Below are 18,282 nucleotides of genomic sequence, written 5' to 3'. Positions count from 1 at the left end.
AACTGTTACTGTCTCATATACCGACTAGCCATTTGAATGGCATCAGCGATATCGACATCACCATCACCATCAGCATCCAAGAAGGAATTTAGGACAGGATTTCCGCCAGCTTGGGGATTTTGAGCATTGGCCCCTGATTGCAAAAACTTTAGCACCAAAGGTACTGCCAAAGGCAGCAATTGTTGAACGATACCAGCATCCAACCCAGTGCGCTGGGCAGCAACTTCAGCTACTTGCTGTTGTATCTGGGGAGAAAACAACGAATTGACGGCTTGGGGGTTGGCAGAAGTCCCAGCATATTGATTGACTAAATTTTGTGTGGCTTCATTACCATCTGTGGCTTGTTTGTCTTGTAAAGCAGAACGCACTTGACCACCCACAATTGACAAAACTGATTGGATGGTAGAAGGATCTGCGCCTGTGCTACTGCTCAACTGCTGTACAGTATTAACAATGCTTCCTATTTGACCTAAGCTGCCCTGTTGATTGGGATTAGCGACAGCACCAAGAATTTGATCGAAAAGTCCCATAAGTTTGTTTCTCTCTTTGTTCTCAAAAACTTGCCAAAACTGGCTGGAAGTTTTTTGTGTACGCGGACTTTTGTAAGTCTACTAAAAGATTAGAACACGTGAGCTTATAGTTAACGAATAAAATTTTAACAGCTACTAGCTCAAGGATGAGAAATCGATTGAGGATTACAAATCCTGTTGTTTGAGTTAACTCAGATTAGCAAGTAATTTTACCTAATGTTTTTCTACCATAATTTGAGATGGTAGGCGTAGCCCGCCGCAGGCATTGCTAGCCCCAAATCCCTGCTAATGCGCAATACAAGTTAAGCAAAGCGTAACTCAACAAAGCCCAGGAAATGTTGGGTTTCGTTCCTCAACCCAACCTACACAGGTTAATATTTTTGGTGCTAACTGAACCGTATTGTACTAATGCGTTGTGGTTTGGTTGTCAAAAATGCTTCAATGTTCCCACTAAAAAAATAAATCGCTGTCTGTAGAAAAATGTTTATCTATCTTGCAGACAGCGATCGCAAAACGCTCAACTTATTTGACCGATATTTGCTCTACGCTAATGCCCCTACTTTCTCTAGTAAGCCTTGAAACAGCCTCAAGCCATCACTACCCCCTAACATTGGGTCTGATGCCCTTTCTGGGTGCGGCATCATTCCCAACACATTGCCCCGGCGATCGCAAATCCCGGCAATGTTGTTGAGTGAACCGTTGGGATTCTCCCCTTCATAGCGAAATATGACTTGTCCGTTATCTTCAATTTTTGCGAGAGTGGCTGCGTCAGCGTAGAATCGCCCCTCTCCGTGGGCAATGGGCAAAGTGATAACTTCACCACTTGTATAAGCTTGCGTCCATAGATTAGTACGTTCAACTTTCAAGGGGACGCGATCGCAAATAAAATGCAAATCCCGATTTCTGGTTAACACCCCTGGCAAAAGTCCAGCTTCAGTTAATACCTGAAAACCGTTGCAAATACCGAGGACAAACTTACCCTTTTGGGCGTGTTCCACAACCTGCTGCATCACGGGTGAAAAACGCGCGATCGCACCACAGCGCAAATAATCCCCGTAACTAAAGCCACCAGGAATAATCACGACATCCAAATCAGCAATATCTGTTTCTTGATGCCAAACCATGCGCGTTGGTTGCCCCAGTAAATCTCTGGTTACATAAGCAACATCGCGATCGCAATTAGAACCGGGAAAAACAACAACACCGAATTTCATGATTGGGGAATGGGGAATGGGGAATGGGGAAGGGGGAATGGGGAAGGGGGAATGGGGAATGGGAAATGGGGAAGGAGGAATGGGGTAATTGTTTATCTCCCTTTTGCCCCTTGCCCCTTGCCCCTCTACCTCTTCCCCATGCCCAATCCCTAAAATACCCCAGTTTGAGTTTCGACCTCAATTAATTCAAAGCGGTAATTTTCAATTACGGGATTTGATAGCATTTGGTCACAAATGGTATCAAGGTCTTTACGCGCTTTCTTCTCATCAGTTGAGGTGATGGTGAGTTCAATGTATTTGCCAATCCGCACCTGGTCAACGTTCTCGTATCCCAGTTGCTTAAGACCGGATTGTACAGCCACACCAGCGGGGTCTAAAACTGAAGGACGAAGGGTCACGAAAATTTTGGCTAGATACTTGGTTTGCACGGGCTTTTTCTGAATGCTGCGATCGCTATACTATAACTTTCTGTTCCAACTGAGTGAAAATAAGATTACGAAGTGGTTAAAGTTAATCGATTGATTAGCTTATCTAACAGCTTCAAACTACAGTGGCATACTTAAATAATTATCTATGAGAGCCATACGCACCCGCAGTCAAGAGCGTATTTTCAACCTGCTGAAAACAATCAAAAAAGCCATTTCCGCCCAAGATATTTACGTAGAACTACGTAATACAAATCAGAGCATGGGTTTAGCAACAGTTTACCGTTCTCTAGAAGCTTTAAAACTAGAAGGTATGGTACAAGTGCGGAATTTGGCTAACGGTGAAGCCCTCTATAGCCTAGCGCAGCAAGATAAACACCACCTTACTTGCTTGCAATGTGGTGTCTCAATTCCGATTAATCAATGCCCAGTTCATGACTTAGAAAACCAGCTAGAATCAAGCCATAAGTTTAAAGTTTTTTACCACACCCTAGAGTTTTTTGGATTGTGCAGTCAATGCCAAGTAAATCAAGGTACTGAGATTAGTCAATAATCAAACCAATGTCATAAATGCACGTACACAGGAACGTCGTTGATTTATTTAGATACAAGCGTTATTGCTTCTTGGTATTGGACAAAAGCTGCTTTATTCAAATAAAACTCAACCAACTAAATACATCTGTAACTGTTAATTGCCAATTTTCCAAAACACTCAAAACGGGTAAGATATCTTGTTGTTCTTTTAACTCTGGTAATTTATTGGGTTCAAAAATCATGATGGAATCATCAGCTGAATCGAGCAACCAACCTAGCTTTGCTACATTTTGAATAGAAAATGTAATTTTGCTGATAACTCGGTTGGGTGATTGTACCCTTCGGGAACGCGAAGCGCGAACTGGTGAGAGAATTTCGATTATCCAGTCTGGGGGAATTTCAAATTTATTTGTAATTCTTCCATTAGGAAGCAATGGAATTCTTTGTCATTCAAAAACTGCAATATCCGGTACTATTGAACGACCTTGAAATGTACAGCGTAATTCAGGAAAGGCATAAGCAATTTTTTGCGGTTTAGCAATCTCATTAATAGCTGTGGCTAAACTGCTTTGTAAAGTACTGTGTTCTCCTTGCGGCATAGGCTTTTGGTAGATTTGCCCGTTCAAATACTCGCTTGCGGGTTTTGTCTCTGGTAGTTTTAAGAACTCTTCTACACTTAATGCTGTAGTTGGCTCAATAGATAATGTCATAATTTACAACTTCTCAAAACTTGATTATTTGATCGCGAAAATAATTAGACAAGTAGTGCATAGGCATAGCCCGTCGTAAGATATCGCGCGAACTTACCGCAGGTATCGCCTAAAATTGATTCCCATCTTCCTTCTACTGTACCTATTTTTTAGATATCACAGAAGAAGATAAAAAACTACTCAATTCAATTACAATAATTTAAACAGGAAATTTTATTTTATCTTCAAATCTAACTACAGGAGTAATGGAGTGTTGAGAATTAGCGTTGAAGAAGCAGCTATAGATTTAAAATCCCTCTTAAAACGAGTAGCTAAGGGAGAAGAAGTAATTTTGCTAGAGCAAGATAAAGCTGTAGCTCGTTTAGTTCCTCCACTACAAAAGGAAGAACGATTAGCAAGTATGAAACAATTTCGTGATTCTCTTGCGATTAAGGGTGAGTCCTTGAGCGCAACTGTCATCAATGCGCGTACAGAGGAACGTCGTTGATTTATTTAGATACAAGCGTTATCGCTCCTTTGTATTGGAGAGAAGCTTTGAGCGATGCAGTTGAACAATTATTACTCAATGAAACTGAAGTAGGTTTGAGTCAGTTGGTTGAGGTTGAACTCGTTTCTGCGTTATCGCGTCGAGTCAGAATGCGAGAAATATCTCAGCAGGATGCAATAGCTGTTGTAGAAAGGTTCCAAGCAGATTTGGATAGTGGATTTTATACTCAAATTGCGGTAGAAATAGTTCATTATAATTTGGCGCGTGAGTGGATTAGTCGATTTGATACATCATTGCGTACACTTGATGCTCTACATTTGACAATCGCATTTCAAAATAATATCCAATTGGTAACGGCTGATGAAGCTTTAGCAACAAGTGCTGAGATTTTAGGAGTTGAGGTTTTGTTACTGCGGTAAATCAACTTTCTTTTACAAGTCTTCATGTTGAAATTATTAAGCTCCATCTTCCATAGCACCTAATGCTTTGAGAGTTACTTTTTTAGATTCGGTTAAACCTGTAACGCCTGTAATATTCATATCTTCGTAAGGTCTTTTTGATCTAAGGGTTTTTATGCAATTACCTGTGCTAGTCTCCCAAAGCATTATTGTGCCATCACAACTACAACTAGCAAGCATTTTATTATCCAGACTAAAAGCAACTGAACGAATCCAAAGAGAATGACCTTGTAAAATTTTCAGACATTTACCACTGTTTATATCCCAAAGTATTACAGTCTTGTCGTCTGCGCCACTTGCTAGAGTTTTACCATCTGGACTAAAAGCAACTGCTGATACTGATTTGGTGTGACCTTGTAAAGTTTTCCAGCATTCACCTGTGAAGAGACACCATAATGCAACGCTTTCATTAAGAGTACCACTAGCTATAAGTTTACCATCTGAACTAAAAGCAATTGAGCGTGTCCAAGAACCTCTTCCAATTTCTAATGTTTTAAGACATTGGCTGGTATCGATATTCCATAGCTTTATTTCTCCCTCACAATTACTAATAGCTAATGTTTCAGCATTAGGACTGAATGCAACTGAGCGTATTGCGTGATTGTCTTCAAAAATTTTCCAGCATTCTCCCTGTTTTACATCCCATAATCTTACACTTCCGTCACCACTAACACTTGCAAGTATCTGACCATTTGGGGAGAAAACGATTGATTGTACCCAATCACTGTGTCCCCGCAAAACGTTTAAGCATTTTCCTGTGCGGAAATTCCATAATCTGACTGTTGTATCAGCACTACCGCTAGCAAGTATTTCACCATCTCTATCAAGAGCAACTGATTGCACCCAATTGGTGTGGCCTTGTAGAATTTTTACAGATTTACCAGTGCCAACATTCCATAATTTGACTGTTGTCTCATCATCTGCACTAATAATCATTTCACCATTTAAGCTAAAAGCGACAGAGTTTACCCAAGTGCTGTGTCCCTGTAAAACTTTTTGGCATTCACCTGTAGCAACACTCCAAAATCTTAGTGTCTTGTCATAGCTACCGCTAACAAGAGTATCTCCATCGGGACTAAAAGCAATTGAACGTACTGAATTGAAGTGTCCTTTTAATGTTTTTAAACATTCACCTGTTTTTACGTCCCAAAATCTGATATTTTGGTCGCCGCTACTAGCAACTATTTTACTATCAGGGCTAAAAGCAACTACTAACAGTGATAGATTATGCCCTTGCAAGGTTAAATTACATTCGCCTGTATTCACGTCCCATAATTTTGCAGTTTCATCATAACTACCACTTGCAAGCATCGTACCGTCTGGACTAAAAACAACTGATTTTACAGAATTCTTATGTCCTTCTAAAGTTTTTAAGCATTGGCTAGTTTGAATATCCCATAATTTAATCGTGCAATCAGAACCACTACTAGCAAACATCTCCCCATCTGGACTGAAGGCAATTGAATATATTTCCTTAGTATGTCCTTGTAAAATCTGTAAGCATTCACCAGTTTGAATATCCCATAATTTCACTGTATTATCAGAACTGCCACTAGCAAGAATCTTACCTTTAGGACAGAAGGCAACTGAATGTACAGAACTATTGTGTCCTTGTAAAATTGTTAAGCATTTACCAGTGCGACTATCCCATAGCCTGATTGTCCCATCGTGACTACTACTAGCAACTTTATTACTATCGTGACTAAAGTCAACTGAAAGTATTGCGCCAGTATATCCATTACAAGTTAAAATTTCTTCACCAGTAGTAACTTTCCAGATGCTATCACTGCTTTTGTCAAAGGTGCTTGACCAAAAGTCCCCTTTAACTTCTCCAACGATTCACTTACAAATCCTTTCAATGCTGGAGTTGGCAAAATCTCCCCAGCTGTATTTAGCTGACGACTGAAATAAGCAGACCAATTATAATCAACAGGTGCAGCATCATGATTTATCTGGAACCGCACCCGCGCCAATTCAGTAAAATCACTTGCTAATGCTCCAAGTTCTGCTGCAAATTTATACGCTACAAAAAACTCTAACAGCGATCGATGCGCTGGAGTATAATCACCATCGGCGTTGCGGATGAGCATTGTCTGCCCCATCATGTCGTAATGCCAGTGGTCTAAATCCTTCTCTTCTTGTACCACTGAACCAAATAACCGCCGAATTCTGTCAGGGAAAAGCCGATAATTGAGGCTCATTTCGTCTGTAGACAGCATTTCCCAAGATAGTTCGCACAAAAAGTATAGCTTTTCTGCCAAAGAAGTAAACGTGCGATCGCTCTTAATATCCCGTTCCATTTTTCGCCGCACCGCGTACAAGTAAACCCGCGACATATCTACAGGTTTACCCGCCTCAATATCTGGCAAAGCTTCTAAAATTAACTCTGTCATCACCGGACGACGGGCTAAATCCAATAATTGCGGATTTCCCATTACTTGTTCAACCGTTGCAGCTTCGGTTTGGTGCGACAACACCAGCCGAATTTGCTCGTCGTTAAATTTCTCCAGTTCCAGCACTTCAAACTGCGGTGTTTCCCCTGTCAACTGCTTGGTAGAAGCTTGCAACTCGGCATTAAGTAAAGCGCGTCCTTCCTTCGCGTCGGGAAAATGTTCAGTGCGACAAGTTAAGACAACCTTGGCACCGGGAACCACCACTTTTGCCAGTTCCCAAAAGTTATTAATCATCTGTTGACGGTCAACTTTTGCTGCCATTTCGTCAAAACCATCGAAAATTAGCAGCAATTTCCCCATACCATTTAACTGGTCAAATACTTCGCTAGTTAAACGAATATTATGTTGTGTAAAAAAGAACCCCGCCAAAACGTTCTCGACATTTATTGCTTTGGCAAAATCTCGCAGCGTAATTACCAAAGGCAAACGAGGACGCTCAACACCGCGTTTTTGGGCATCTCGATAACGTTGTAATGCCACCCAAGCATAATGGAAGGAAAACCAAGTTTTCCCCGTACCAAATTCTCCTAGTATAGAAATATGCTCTTTGGCTGGATCGTCCAACCACATATCAATATAACCATCAATCCAACCATCGCGATCGCTATAGTGACTGATGCCGATACGCTGTTTAGTATCGGGGTCAATTTCCTCTTTTGTGCAAGCTAGAGGAACGTATTTTGTATCGATTTGCCGCCGAATAATTTCCGCTTCTAACCAATCGAGATAATCGCTAAAATCAGCATCTTGGTCAATGAGTTCGTCAAAAGTGTAACAACCTAAGTGGCGATTTTCCTCTTTTTCCACCTCATTTCGCGCCGTCCGTGCAATCCGTCTTGCTGTTACTAACCAACCTTCATCAGTTCTCTGCTGCTCCACAGAAGAACGCAAAACAGCGACATCTTTGAGTCCAACTTCGCCTTCAATTCCCCTAATTAGGATGCGGTCATATCGGTTACGCCGAGTTGGCACATTGATAATCCACTCAAAATATGAATCACCCCAAACTTCATACTTTTCAAAGCGGTAGCCCAAGGTTTCAAACCAGCCGCGCATTTGTTGAGCTAAAGCTATAGCTCGACATTGATTTTCGGTGTGTGTTTCAGCCTCCAGCAGTGCGGGGGAATTTTGTGCCAACCGTGCTATTTCTGTCCGAATACCTTCCAGCGTCGGCAATCTGTCAAGTACTTCTTGGATATTTGCAATGCGTTTTTTTGCAAAGAGCCAATTTGTTGACTCATTAGTGTATCTGCTGGGTTGCGAGTGCGTTTAGCAACTTCGGCAAAAACAATATAAAACGCGGCAATTTCCCGTCTAATGTCAATTCCCAAACTTCTAATGTCATCACCCAAGGCATAAGCATTAAGCCAAGTATCAACCTCAGAAAGTAAAATTGAGGGGTTATTATGGTCAAATGCTTTGCGGAAAGCCTGTTTGATTGCCTCTTGGCGAAAAAGTTCTAAAACAGACTTGGGTTTCCCAACACCGTATTCTACCAGAGCATAAGCATAAACCCCACTAAAATCTGCTGGTGGATGCTCTGGATCGAGGTTAAACTGCTGAAGTAATTTAATTACAGTCTCATTGCGCTGAATTTTTTCCTTAATTAAAGGATTTGCGATCGCAATAATAGCGTTGATGACCTGTTCTGGGTTAATTATCATTAGTCATTTGTCATTGGAAAAAAATGAAGAGACAAGGAAGAAAGTTGTCCCCTTGTCTCCATTCTCCATTTCTACTTCTAACTAGGGCGGTTATTTTCTAATCCTGGGATTTGCTTGGAAAACAACTCGTTAGAGTCAATCTGACCATTTGAGATAACGGAACGCATACCCTCAAAAGCAGCAGGAATAGTGCGCGGATCTATAAATAATACCTTGCTGCTATCGCTTTTACCAATTGTCGCGCCCATATCCAAATAGCCCAATGCAAACAGTACTTCCACTGCTTTATTGGCATTGGGATTCGTTTGGATTTTTTGGGCAATAATTTCTGCTGATTCTGCGATCGCTTGGGCTTTCAAAACTTGTTGCTGACGTTCTGCTTGAGCTTTCAGAACGATCGCCTTTTGTTCGGCTTCCGCTTGTAAAATTACCGATTTTTGACGAGCTTCTGCATCCAAGATTTGCGCCTCAGCTTTACCTCTGGCGCTATTGACAGCAGCTTCGCGATCGCCCTCAGAAGTTAAAATTGCTGCCCGTTTGCGTCGTTCTGCCGACATTTGCAATTCCATCGATTCACGCACAGCTTGAGATGGAATAATATCTCGCAGTTCTACCCGTGTCACTTTCACACCCCAAGGATCGGTAGCAACATCTAAATCCTGTAATAAAAGCTCGCTGATATGGGAACGAGCAGTAAAAGTTTGATCCAACTCCAGTTGTCCCATTTCGGCGCGGATTTGAGTCAGCACCATATTTACCATTGCCGCCTGGAGATTTTCTACCTTATACCAGGCTTTTTCCATATCCACAATGCGCCAATAAAACACTGCATCTACCTCAATGCCAACGTTGTCGCGGGTGATGCACTGTTGAGGAGGAATATCTAAGACTTTTTCTTTGATAGTTTCTCGGTAGACAACTCTATCTAGGAAAGGAACGACAAAATTTAGTCCTGGTTCCAGTTTTTTGTTATAACTACCCAATCTTTCCACTAAAGCTTGATTGCCCTGATTGACGACTTTCACAGAACCTGCCACAGCAGAACCACCAAGAGCTAAAAATACTAGTAAAAAAAACTGTTCCATTGTGAATCTCCTAATTTTAAATATGAAAGAGGAAGTGGGGGAGCAGAAGAGCAGGGGAGCAAGGGAGCGGGGGAGCAGAGGAGAAGTTGCAGTAAGTTCTTTCCCCTCTGCCCCTCTGCATCTTCTCCATGCCCAATACCCCATGCCCATTAACTAAGAATTCAAGAGATTTTCCGGTACGACAATCAAAGTAGTACCTTCCCTCCTAACCACATAAACTCTTTGATGGGGTGGTATGGTAAATTTGTCATCGTCACATCTTGCTTGCCAAGAATTTCCCTCATACCGTACCCGCCCTGTTTTTCCAGGCAGAATTTCTGTTAAGGTTTCAGCTATGACTGCATCCCGAATTTTTGATTTGCGTTGTCTTGGTTGCAAAAACCGACGAGAAAGTACGATTAGGGCTGTGGAAAGCAAGAGCCAAACCACAATTTGCAACCATACACTTCCCATACCCACTCCAGACAGCAGCGCCACCACAAAAGCGCTAATTCCCATCATGAAGGCGACAAACGCCGATGGTAAGAACAGTTCAGTTAAACACAGAACTGCTCCTGCCAGAAGCCAGATTAAGGTAAAACTTGGCATAGCGCTATCCTAGTCTCTACATTGACGTAAATGCATTTCTACGATTAGATACAGCCAGACGTAAGTTATTTACAGAAAACAAAACTGGGTATTTATACCAATAATTTTGATTAATTTCAGTAACAAGGTGTAGCTAGCGGTACACAAATCCAGTTTATTCTAGCCTTCAATTCATTGCCAGCTAAAGTTAATCGAAGTTTATGTATAAATAAGAATTCAGAATTCAGGAGTTAGAAGTCAGTAGACATCTTGCAAAAGTAACTTTTGCCTTGATGTTGGGGAAAGGGTAAAGGGTAAAGGGTAAAGGGTAAAGGGTAAAGGAAAATTCCATACCTTTTTGGATAGAGTATTCTAAATTCTGACTCCTAAATTCTGACTCCTGAATTCTGACTCCTGACTCCTATATTTATGATTTCCACTCAACTGATAATTTTTTGTATAAATCCACGCTGTAATAGCCCTATTAATCCGATGGGAGATAACGTTTGTGCTAGTTGCCAAACTCCTTTAGTTCACCGCTATCTTTGGGCGACTGGCTCATTGTCTGCTTACATTCCACCAGGCACAAAGGTAGCAGATAGGTATGAGGTAATTAAACAACAGATTTGGCTGGATACTCAACCGGGGCTGCCGCCAGATATACCTGAAGAATTGCCAACCGAAGTAATTCCTTATTTACAGTTATATCAAGAGCGGTTACATCTGCCCCAGGCTTATGGGTTTGTTAGTAATCTTGAGCAAGATACAACTGATATCCTCTTATTGGAAAATGCGCCGATAGATAGGACAGGAAATATCTATCCAACTATTGTTGAGGCTTGGGAGGAAGCAACAGCAGTACGACAAGTTTATTGGCTGTGGCAAATTCTCCAACTTTGGACACCTCTAGCTGAATTGGGACTTAGCCGCAGTTTACTAGTAATAGAGAACTTGAGAGTCGAAGGTTGGTGTGTGCGACTGTTGGAACTCTACCAAACACCAAATGATGAAAAGCTGAGTTTAAAAAATCTGGGGGAATGTTGGCAGTTTTGGGTAGTTTCTGCAAAAGCATCAGTAGCTAAAGCGTTACAGAACATTGTCCAGGATATGTGTGAAACTGAGATTGAGTTAGAGGAAATTAATATTCAACTCAATAATTTACTACTAGCGGCTGCGGCAGAATTGCCATTAGTTTTGAAGGTGGCAGGCTCTACAGATATTGGCCCAATGATGGCGCAAAATGAAGATGCTTGCTATCCCAATAGTTTGAGTGATTTAGATGAACCTTTATTACGCCAATTGTCGATTGTTTGCGATGGCATTGGCGGACACGAAGGCGGTGAGGTTGCGAGTCAGTTGGCAGTGCAGTCTGTAAAATTACAAATTCGCGCTTTACTAACGGAGGTGACAGAACAAACTGCACTTTTTCCACCTGAGTTGTTGCAGGAACAATTAGAAGCAAGCTTACGGGTAGTAAATAATGTAATTTGTGCCCGTAATAACGAACAAAAACGCCAGGGCAGAGAACGCATGGCTACAACTATTGTTATGGCGTTGCAAGTTCCACAAAGAATCCAGACAAGTACTGGGTGGCAATCAAATAATACCCATGAGCTTTACTTGGCTAATGTTGGCGATAGCCGGGCCTATTGGATTACTCGCAATTATTGCCAGCTACTAACAGTAGATGATGATGTGGCAACGCGAGAAGTACGCTTGGCTAAAAGCTTGTATCGAAAGGCACTTCTTAGACCAGATGCGAGTGCTTTAACTCAAGCATTAGGGACAAGAAATTCCGAATCTTTGCGTCTTAAGGTTCAGCGATTTATTCTGGAAGAAGATGGCATTTTGCTACTGTGTTCTGATGGTTTAAGCGATCGCAACTGGGTGGAACATTCTTGGCAGGATTATGCAATACCCGTGTTAACAGGGCAAATGACAGTTGAAGATGCTGTCCGCAACTGGATTAACTTGGCAAACGAAAAAAATGGGCGTGATAATACATCGGTTGTTATGACCTATTGCCGTGTCTCTCCAGAATACTTAATACCCGTAACTCCGGCGTTGCCAGAAGAGATTATAGAAGCAGAAATACAGGAAGAAGAACTAGGGAAATTAGCAGAACTAGAAGAACTAAAGGAATTAGAAGAACCAACTTCTTTTACAGAAAGTTCCCAAGCTTTGCTAGATTTGGATCTAAACTTGGATCTAGATTTGGATCTTTCAGAAGAACCACCTCTCAGCCCAGAAATTCCAGCAACTTTAATTACAAAACCGAAGCTGCGTAAACCTTTGGTAATGCTGGGGGGAGTGTTGGCGTTGCTTGTAGGGGGTACAAGTCTGGGATTATTTGCTTGGTGGCAAATTAATCCTCAAGGATTACAGCAGATGTGTCGGCAACTTCCCCAAAACGTGCAGTCAGTATGTCCGACTGGGAAATAGATTATACCGAAATATTGTAATGTTGATGAGGAATATTCCAGTATTGATAAGGAATATTGTAATGTTTGGGAGAAATATTGCAATGTTGATGAGGAATATTGCAATGTTTGGGGGAAATATTGCAATGTTGATGAGGAATATTGTAATGTTTGGGAGAAATATTGCAATCTTGACAAGAATTACTTGTACATTCACAGTCATGGGAAAGAAAGTGGCGATCGCTAGCGAACGAATATAAGTTAGCGATCGCACTACAGATGACTCTACATCACATATTGCACTTGTATCATATCCGGCTAATTACTTATATTTACCACATCTGTGCAAAAATTGGAAAACCCTCTTTCCCCTTTCCCCTTCCCCCTTCCCCCTTACCCTTACCCCTTCCCCCTGCCCCTGCCTAGCTCAATGGGCAAGGTATCCCAATCCCATATCCCTGTGCGTAATCAATACCTAGTGCCGTAATTCGCTCTAAAATTGCGTCATTTTCCACAAACTCAGCAATCGTCTGAATACCCATCACACTGCTAATGCGCGTTATTGCTGTCACAATTGCATCATCCACAGAATTTTCAATAATGTTCCGAATAAAGCTGCCGTCAATTTTCAGGTAATCCACAGGCAGAGACTTGAGATAAGCAAACGACGACATCCCCACCCCAAAATCGTCTAACGCAAAGCGACAGCCCATCTCTTGAAGTGACTCAATGAACTGCTTGGCTTTTGTGAGATTGGCGATCGCCACAGTTTCGGTAATCTCAAAGCAGATGTACTGGGGTGAGATCGAATATACAGAAAACTGCTCGTACAGGAAGTTAATGAATTGATCGTCGTTAATGCTAGAGCCAGAGAGGTTAATTGCATAGATACTTTGTTTATCGCCAACAACCCTTGGCCAATTCCTGAACAGAGTCTGAATCACCCACCGATCGATCAGGTGCATCAAGTTGTAGCGTTCTGCTGCTGGAATAAAGGCCATCGGCAGCACTAAATTTCCCTGCTCATCCCGGAGCCGCAGCAGCACTTCATAATGGTCGCCGTTTTGATCTGCCGGAGCGATCGCAGCAATCTTTTGAGCATAGAGACAAAAGCAATCACTTTCTAAGGCTTGAGAAATGCGGCTGACCCACTGCATCTGTCCGCGCTGTTGCAGTCGCTCCTGGTCGTCAGTCTGAGCAACGTATACGCGATTGCGCCCCCGGTTCTTCGCAGTATAGCAAGCTGCGTCAGCTGTGCTGATAATTTCTGCAAAGCTCTCGCTATGCATGTCGATTCCAACTAAGCCGATACTTGCTCCAAGTGAGAATACTTGCTCTTGCCAAACAAATCGGAACTGTTGAACACACGAAAGCAATTCATTAGCAACTCGTAAAGCTTGTTCTAGTGTACACTGATTGAGCAATACCCCGAATTCATCGCCCCCTAACCGTGCTAGTGTGTCAGTTTTCCGAATCTTCTCCTTCAATAGGACAGTAACTTGACGCAGTAATTCGTCTCCAGCCAGATGACCACAGGTATCATTGACAATTTTGAAGTGATCGAGATCCAAATAGCACAACGCATGAACCTGGTAGTCTAACTTGGCAAGGTGTAATGATTGTTCAACCCGCCGCTCAAATTCCTGGCGATTCACCAATCCGGTTAAGGCATCATGGGTTGCTTGCCAGGATAGCTGACGCGAAAGCAAGCGGTTCTGAGTCACGTCATGAAATACCATAACTGCGCCAATAACTTCTCCCTCACGATTGCGAATGGGCGCGGCTGAATCTTGAATCGCAATCTCTCGATCCCTCTCAGTAATTAAGACGGTATGGTTTGCTAAACTCACAATTCGATTTTCCTGTAACGCTTGTTCAATTGGGTTCTGAACTACCTCCCGTGTCGTTTCATGCACAATTTTCAAGACTTCTTTTAACGGCAACCCTTGTGCAGATGCTTGACTACATTCGAGCAGAGATTCTGCAATAGGATTGAGGTATTGAATCCTGCCAAACGCATCTGTGGTAATAACTGCATCTCCGATCGATTGCAACGTCACCTGAGCTAATTCTTTTTCTTGAAAAAGTGTTTCTTCGATTTGCTTCAGGGCTGTGATATCGCGTCCTACCGTTTGAAATTCTATAAAGCATCCTTGCTCGTCAAACAGCATCCGGTTATGCCACTGAGTCCAACGCACTCCCGAAGCCACAACCACGCGATTCTCAACGATGACAACAGGATTATCAACACTCATTGAGGCTAATAATTGAGCAACTCGCTCCCGATCTGCCTTAAAAATAATCGGTTGATAACAGCTACCGATCAGTTCCTCTGGCGATCGCCCAAAATAAAGTGCAAAAGCTTGGTTGACAAAGGTGAGTGTGCCGTCTGGTAAATGTCGGGCAATTAATTCAGTCTGATCTTCTACAATGGCGCGGTAGCGAATCTCACTTTGTTTGAGAGCAATTTCTGCTTGCTTGCGTTCTGTAATATCTAGAATAGCTCCATAGAGTCTAATAGTCTTACCTTGAGTATCATAAGCTACCTCTGCTCTCGATTCTAGGTAGCGCAATGAGCCATCAGGTCGGATAATGCGATATTCAAGATTGAAAGGAGTTTTATTGGCGATCGCCCCTAGTAGATGCCTCTGCAACACTGGTCGGTCTTCTGGGTGAAGCATCTGGAGAAATACAGCCTGTGTCGGTGCTGATTCAGCAGGATTTAAACCGAAGATGCGGAAGGTTTCGGCTGACCAAATTTGTTTTTGAGACTCTAAGTACCATTCCCAACTGCCTAGATGGGCAACCTTTTGAGCAGTAGCTAGCAGCTTTTCACTGCGTCGGAGTTCTTCCTCGACTTGTTTGCGTTCGTTGATTGCGGCTTGCCGTTCTGTAACATCTTGGGCAGTCCCATAAAGGCGAATTACTTTTCCATCCGCGTTGAATTCTGCATGTCCAATCCCTTCAATATAAATAGTAGACCCGTAAGTTGGAGATGTACGCAGAATGAGTTTGTATGATTCGCCAGTTGACATTGCCCGCTCAATTGCTTGGGCTAATTTTCCTGCGTCTTCTGGCCAATACAGTTGCAGATTTTCTTGGTAGTTTGGCTCAAGAAGCGCGGGATCTCGATTAAAAAGGTCGAACAGTTGCTTTGACCAGGTAATTTTGCCAGTGGCAATATCAAATTCCCAATTACCGAGACGAGCAACTCGCTGAGATTCCTCCAATAAGGCTTCATTCTTGCGTAGTATTTCTTCAGCACATTTGAGGTTGGTGACATCCACTACCAGCCCATCCCAAACCACACGGTCATCCTGGAATTGGCGTGGCGTGGAACGAAAATGTAACCATTTTAGCCGAGCGCTGGGCGTTTGGATTCGCAGTTGTATATCAAACACCGAGAGATTCCGCCGAGATTCATCGACTGCTGCCTGTAAGAGTGGTACATCCTCTGGGATAAACTGGCGATAGAGCAGACTTGAATCCTTCAGTGCATCTTCTGCGCTGACTTCCATCAATTTTTCAATCCCCGCGCTGATATAAGAAAAGCGATCGCTGCCATCTAATTCGCGGATTACTTTATAAATTGCCCCATTGGGCAGATTATCGCCAATTCGCCGCAACATCGCTTCCCGCTCTTGTAGTGCGATTTCTGCCTGTTTGCGTTCGCGAAGTGCAGCTTGCTGTTCGCTGATTGCCTTCTCCAGTTCTCGATTGGCTGCCTCCAGTTGTACAGAACTGGGGAGAGCAAGTGCTTTTGGTACCAAAGGTATAAGTTCAGAAGCTGTGTAGAGTGAAACTATGGCTGTAATAGCTTTAAGGCAACCACTCAACCAATAAGTTGGATACCAGAGCGTCCAAATCTCCATTAGGTGGGTAGTGCCACAAGTAACAATAAATATTGCAAATAGTAGAAATATCCAGTTGAAGAGGAAATCTTGGCGCTTGCGGACAAAATAAAGTAGCGTGATGGGAATTGAATAATAAGCAAAGGCAATTAAACTATCGGATACAAGATGCAACCCCACTAATTCCGGTTTCCAAAGATAGCAATGACCGTGGGGAATAAACTGTTTATAAGCAAAAAGGCTTTTCCCTAATTCCAGCATCACGTTGTTTCAAACACAAGTTGTTTGCTCTAAATATTAGTTATTTATAATACTAAAGTTTCATCCAATATTAAGTAATTTGCCGCCACAGGCATCGCGAATACTTTATCAGAATTGGCTAACCCAGTAAAGGCAAAAGTTCCATCTTTGCCAAGTACGTCACAAAAAAGTATCTGTATTATTTATTACAAGACTCAATTATCAAAGAGGGCAGGAGGCAGTGTTTCGACTACGCGGCAGTTGAGCGTAGTCGAAACTCAACAACCGGGCAGGAGGCAGGAGGTAAAACCTTGTTATTCCTGAGATTTACGCTTGTCATTATGTCCTAATCTACCTGGCAACTGCTATATTTCCAAAAGTGATGGAAGAAGGATAAACAGCTAAACTATGGTTGCGCCAGTGTCTGGTTAATGCACCAGATGGTGAAGCGGGAATCTAATAATCAACTGAGTAGGCCGGAAGTAAATCAAATCCTTGGCTGATATCTGGTGCGATCGCTGCTGTGCTTTTCTTCTCTACCAGAGGCTACGCGATCGCTTGAAAGCTGCCATTCATGAGATTATCATAAGGCAGCAGTTGTTTTTGCATTCATTCATCTCCCTCTTAGGAGGCTTTGGGTTTGACGAACTTGAGGGTCATGCGATCGCTCTCTCCAATGGTGAGGAAGCGTTGCCTGTCTTTTTCACCTTGGCTCAAGGTTGGAGGTAGTGTCCAAACTCCACCCGGATAGTCTTTGATATCTTTTGGGTTAGCGTTAATCTCTGATTTGCCGACCAATTTGAAGCCAGCCTTCTCCACAGCAGCAATTACCCCATTTTCAGACATATAGCCTGTTTTAATACTCTCTTGTAAAGAAATCCCCTCAAAGCCACGGTGTTCTTCTACCCCTAAGATGCCCCCTGGCTTAAGTGCTTTATAAGCCGCCGCGTAAACCTGCTCGGCATAGCCAGCTTTCACCCAGTTGTGAATATTACGGAAAGTAACAACCATATCCACAGAGTTTTCTGGGGCTAGGGTAAGTTCATTTGGGGGATTGATTTGGGCTACTTTGACCTTACCAAAAACCTCTGGATTAGCTGCTAGTTTCTCTTGCAAAGCCAAAGCAGGTTTACTTGTGCCGGGAGTGTTAGTGACTATGAGTTGTCCCTTTGCTGCTAGAAAGGGGGCTAATATCTCAGTATACCAGCCAGTACCTGGCCACAATTCAACCACCGTCATATTTGGGCGTAGACCAAAGAATTCGAGAGTTTGGGCTGGGTGGCGGTACTTGTCTCGGAGGCGATTTTGCTCTGAGCGATGACTGCTGGTGAGTATAGTTTGGAGTGTGGGTGTGCCGTTGAATGTCGCTTTTTGGCTCTCGTTGGCTAGAACACTGGGGGATATCACAGCTGCCAATACAAGGAAAGCTAAAGTCAGGGCTTTTAGTAAACCTTGACGGGGGATGAGATTTTGTGCAAATTTCATAGCTGTTGTTTTCATTTTCCCTTTCAGCATAAGGGTTAATAGCGCTGCGATCGCACACCAACTTATACCATTTTGGATTTTAGACTTTCCTGCGGAACGCTACGCGAACGGCTACGCTCAGTCGAACGATTTTAGATTTTGGATTGTGAAACATTCATT

14 protein-coding genes and 1 pseudogene are annotated in these 18,282 nt (G+C 42.7%); 4 read left to right on the top strand and 11 right to left on the bottom strand.

What is annotated here, in order from left to right; translation table 11 throughout:
* Positions 1–5 precede the first annotated feature (5 nt).
* From V7K45_RS23125 to purS, 3 genes are all read right to left on the bottom strand, one after another.
* Positions 6–530, bottom strand: coding sequence for a DUF937 domain-containing protein (locus V7K45_RS23125; protein ID WP_335007310.1), 525 nt, complete (start codon positions 528–530; stop codon positions 6–8).
* Between the two features lie 542 nt (positions 531–1,072).
* A complete protein-coding gene (gene purQ, locus V7K45_RS23120; RefSeq protein WP_335007309.1) occupies positions 1,073–1,744 on the bottom strand; it encodes a phosphoribosylformylglycinamidine synthase subunit PurQ in 672 nt (223 codons plus the stop codon).
* Between the two features lie 149 nt (positions 1,745–1,893).
* Positions 1,894–2,172, bottom strand: a complete 279-nt coding sequence (purS, locus tag V7K45_RS23115) for a phosphoribosylformylglycinamidine synthase subunit PurS (protein WP_334699626.1) — start codon at positions 2,170–2,172, stop codon at positions 1,894–1,896.
* A 145-nt stretch (positions 2,173–2,317) separates the two neighbouring features.
* Here purS and V7K45_RS23110 point away from each other — a divergent pair, with 145 nt between their 5' ends.
* Positions 2,318–2,722, top strand: a complete 405-nt coding sequence (locus V7K45_RS23110) for a Fur family transcriptional regulator (protein WP_335007308.1) — start codon at positions 2,318–2,320, stop codon at positions 2,720–2,722.
* Between the two features lie 97 nt (positions 2,723–2,819).
* On the opposite strand, the pseudogene V7K45_RS23105 reads toward V7K45_RS23110, so the two are convergent.
* Positions 2,820–3,413: pseudogene (locus V7K45_RS23105) on the bottom strand (Uma2 family endonuclease).
* A 250-nt stretch (positions 3,414–3,663) separates the two neighbouring features.
* On the opposite strand from V7K45_RS23105, the gene V7K45_RS23100 reads away from it, so the two are divergent.
* Entirely contained in the window at positions 3,664–3,900 is a 237-nt protein-coding gene (locus V7K45_RS23100) for a type II toxin-antitoxin system Phd/YefM family antitoxin (RefSeq protein WP_335007307.1), read from the top strand.
* On the top strand, positions 3,897–4,319 hold the full coding sequence (locus V7K45_RS23095) for a type II toxin-antitoxin system VapC family toxin (protein ID WP_335007306.1): 423 nt from the start codon (positions 3,897–3,899) through the stop codon (positions 4,317–4,319). Before V7K45_RS23100 ends, V7K45_RS23095 begins: the two co-directional genes overlap by 4 nt.
* Positions 4,320–4,355: 36 nt before the next feature.
* On the opposite strand, the gene V7K45_RS33075 is transcribed toward V7K45_RS23095, so the two are convergent.
* The 5 genes from V7K45_RS33075 to V7K45_RS23080 all read right to left on the bottom strand — a co-directional run bounded on the left by V7K45_RS33075 (position 4,356) and on the right by V7K45_RS23080 (position 10,148).
* The gene (locus tag V7K45_RS33075) at positions 4,356–6,080 is read right to left on the bottom strand and encodes a hypothetical protein (protein ID WP_442942038.1); all 1,725 of its coding nucleotides are present in this window, start codon (positions 6,078–6,080) and stop codon (positions 4,356–4,358) included.
* A 23-nt stretch (positions 6,081–6,103) separates the two neighbouring features.
* On the bottom strand, positions 6,104–7,987 hold the full coding sequence (locus tag V7K45_RS33070; RefSeq protein WP_442942037.1) for an NACHT domain-containing protein: 1,884 nt from the start codon (positions 7,985–7,987) through the stop codon (positions 6,104–6,106).
* The gene (locus tag V7K45_RS33065) at positions 7,954–8,475 is read right to left on the bottom strand and encodes a hypothetical protein (RefSeq protein ID WP_442942036.1); all 522 of its coding nucleotides are present in this window, start codon (positions 8,473–8,475) and stop codon (positions 7,954–7,956) included. Before V7K45_RS33065 ends, V7K45_RS33070 begins: the two co-directional genes overlap by 34 nt.
* A 77-nt stretch (positions 8,476–8,552) precedes the next feature.
* Positions 8,553–9,560 carry an SPFH domain-containing protein gene (locus V7K45_RS23085; protein ID WP_335007305.1) on the bottom strand — a complete coding sequence of 336 codons (1,008 nt, stop codon included), beginning with the start codon at positions 9,558–9,560 and terminating at the stop codon, positions 8,553–8,555.
* A gap of 153 nt (positions 9,561–9,713) precedes the next feature.
* Complete coding sequence (locus V7K45_RS23080) at positions 9,714–10,148, bottom strand: NfeD family protein (RefSeq protein ID WP_335007304.1); 435 nt, start codon at positions 10,146–10,148, stop codon at positions 9,714–9,716.
* A 408-nt stretch (positions 10,149–10,556) separates the two neighbouring features.
* On the opposite strand from V7K45_RS23080, the gene V7K45_RS23075 reads away from it, so the two are divergent.
* Positions 10,557–12,569 (top strand): protein phosphatase 2C domain-containing protein, encoded by a 2,013-nt coding sequence (locus tag V7K45_RS23075; RefSeq protein WP_335007303.1) that lies wholly within the window; start codon positions 10,557–10,559, stop codon positions 12,567–12,569.
* 400 nt (positions 12,570–12,969) lie between these two features.
* Here the strand turns inward: V7K45_RS23075 and V7K45_RS23070 are convergent, their stop codons facing one another.
* Entirely contained in the window at positions 12,970–16,659 is a 3,690-nt protein-coding gene (locus V7K45_RS23070; protein ID WP_335007302.1) for an EAL domain-containing protein, read from the bottom strand.
* A gap of 603 nt (positions 16,660–17,262) precedes the next feature.
* Positions 17,263–18,138 (bottom strand): class I SAM-dependent methyltransferase, encoded by an 876-nt coding sequence (locus V7K45_RS23065; RefSeq protein ID WP_335007301.1) that lies wholly within the window; start codon positions 18,136–18,138, stop codon positions 17,263–17,265.
* Between the last annotated feature and the right edge of the window lie 144 nt (positions 18,139–18,282).

Source organism: Nostoc sp. (assembly GCF_036917375.1).
GTDB lineage: Bacteria > Cyanobacteriota > Cyanobacteriia > Cyanobacteriales > Nostocaceae > Nostoc.
The sequence above is the reverse complement of the archived record's forward strand: the minus strand, read 5'-3'. Positions and strand labels throughout refer to the sequence as shown.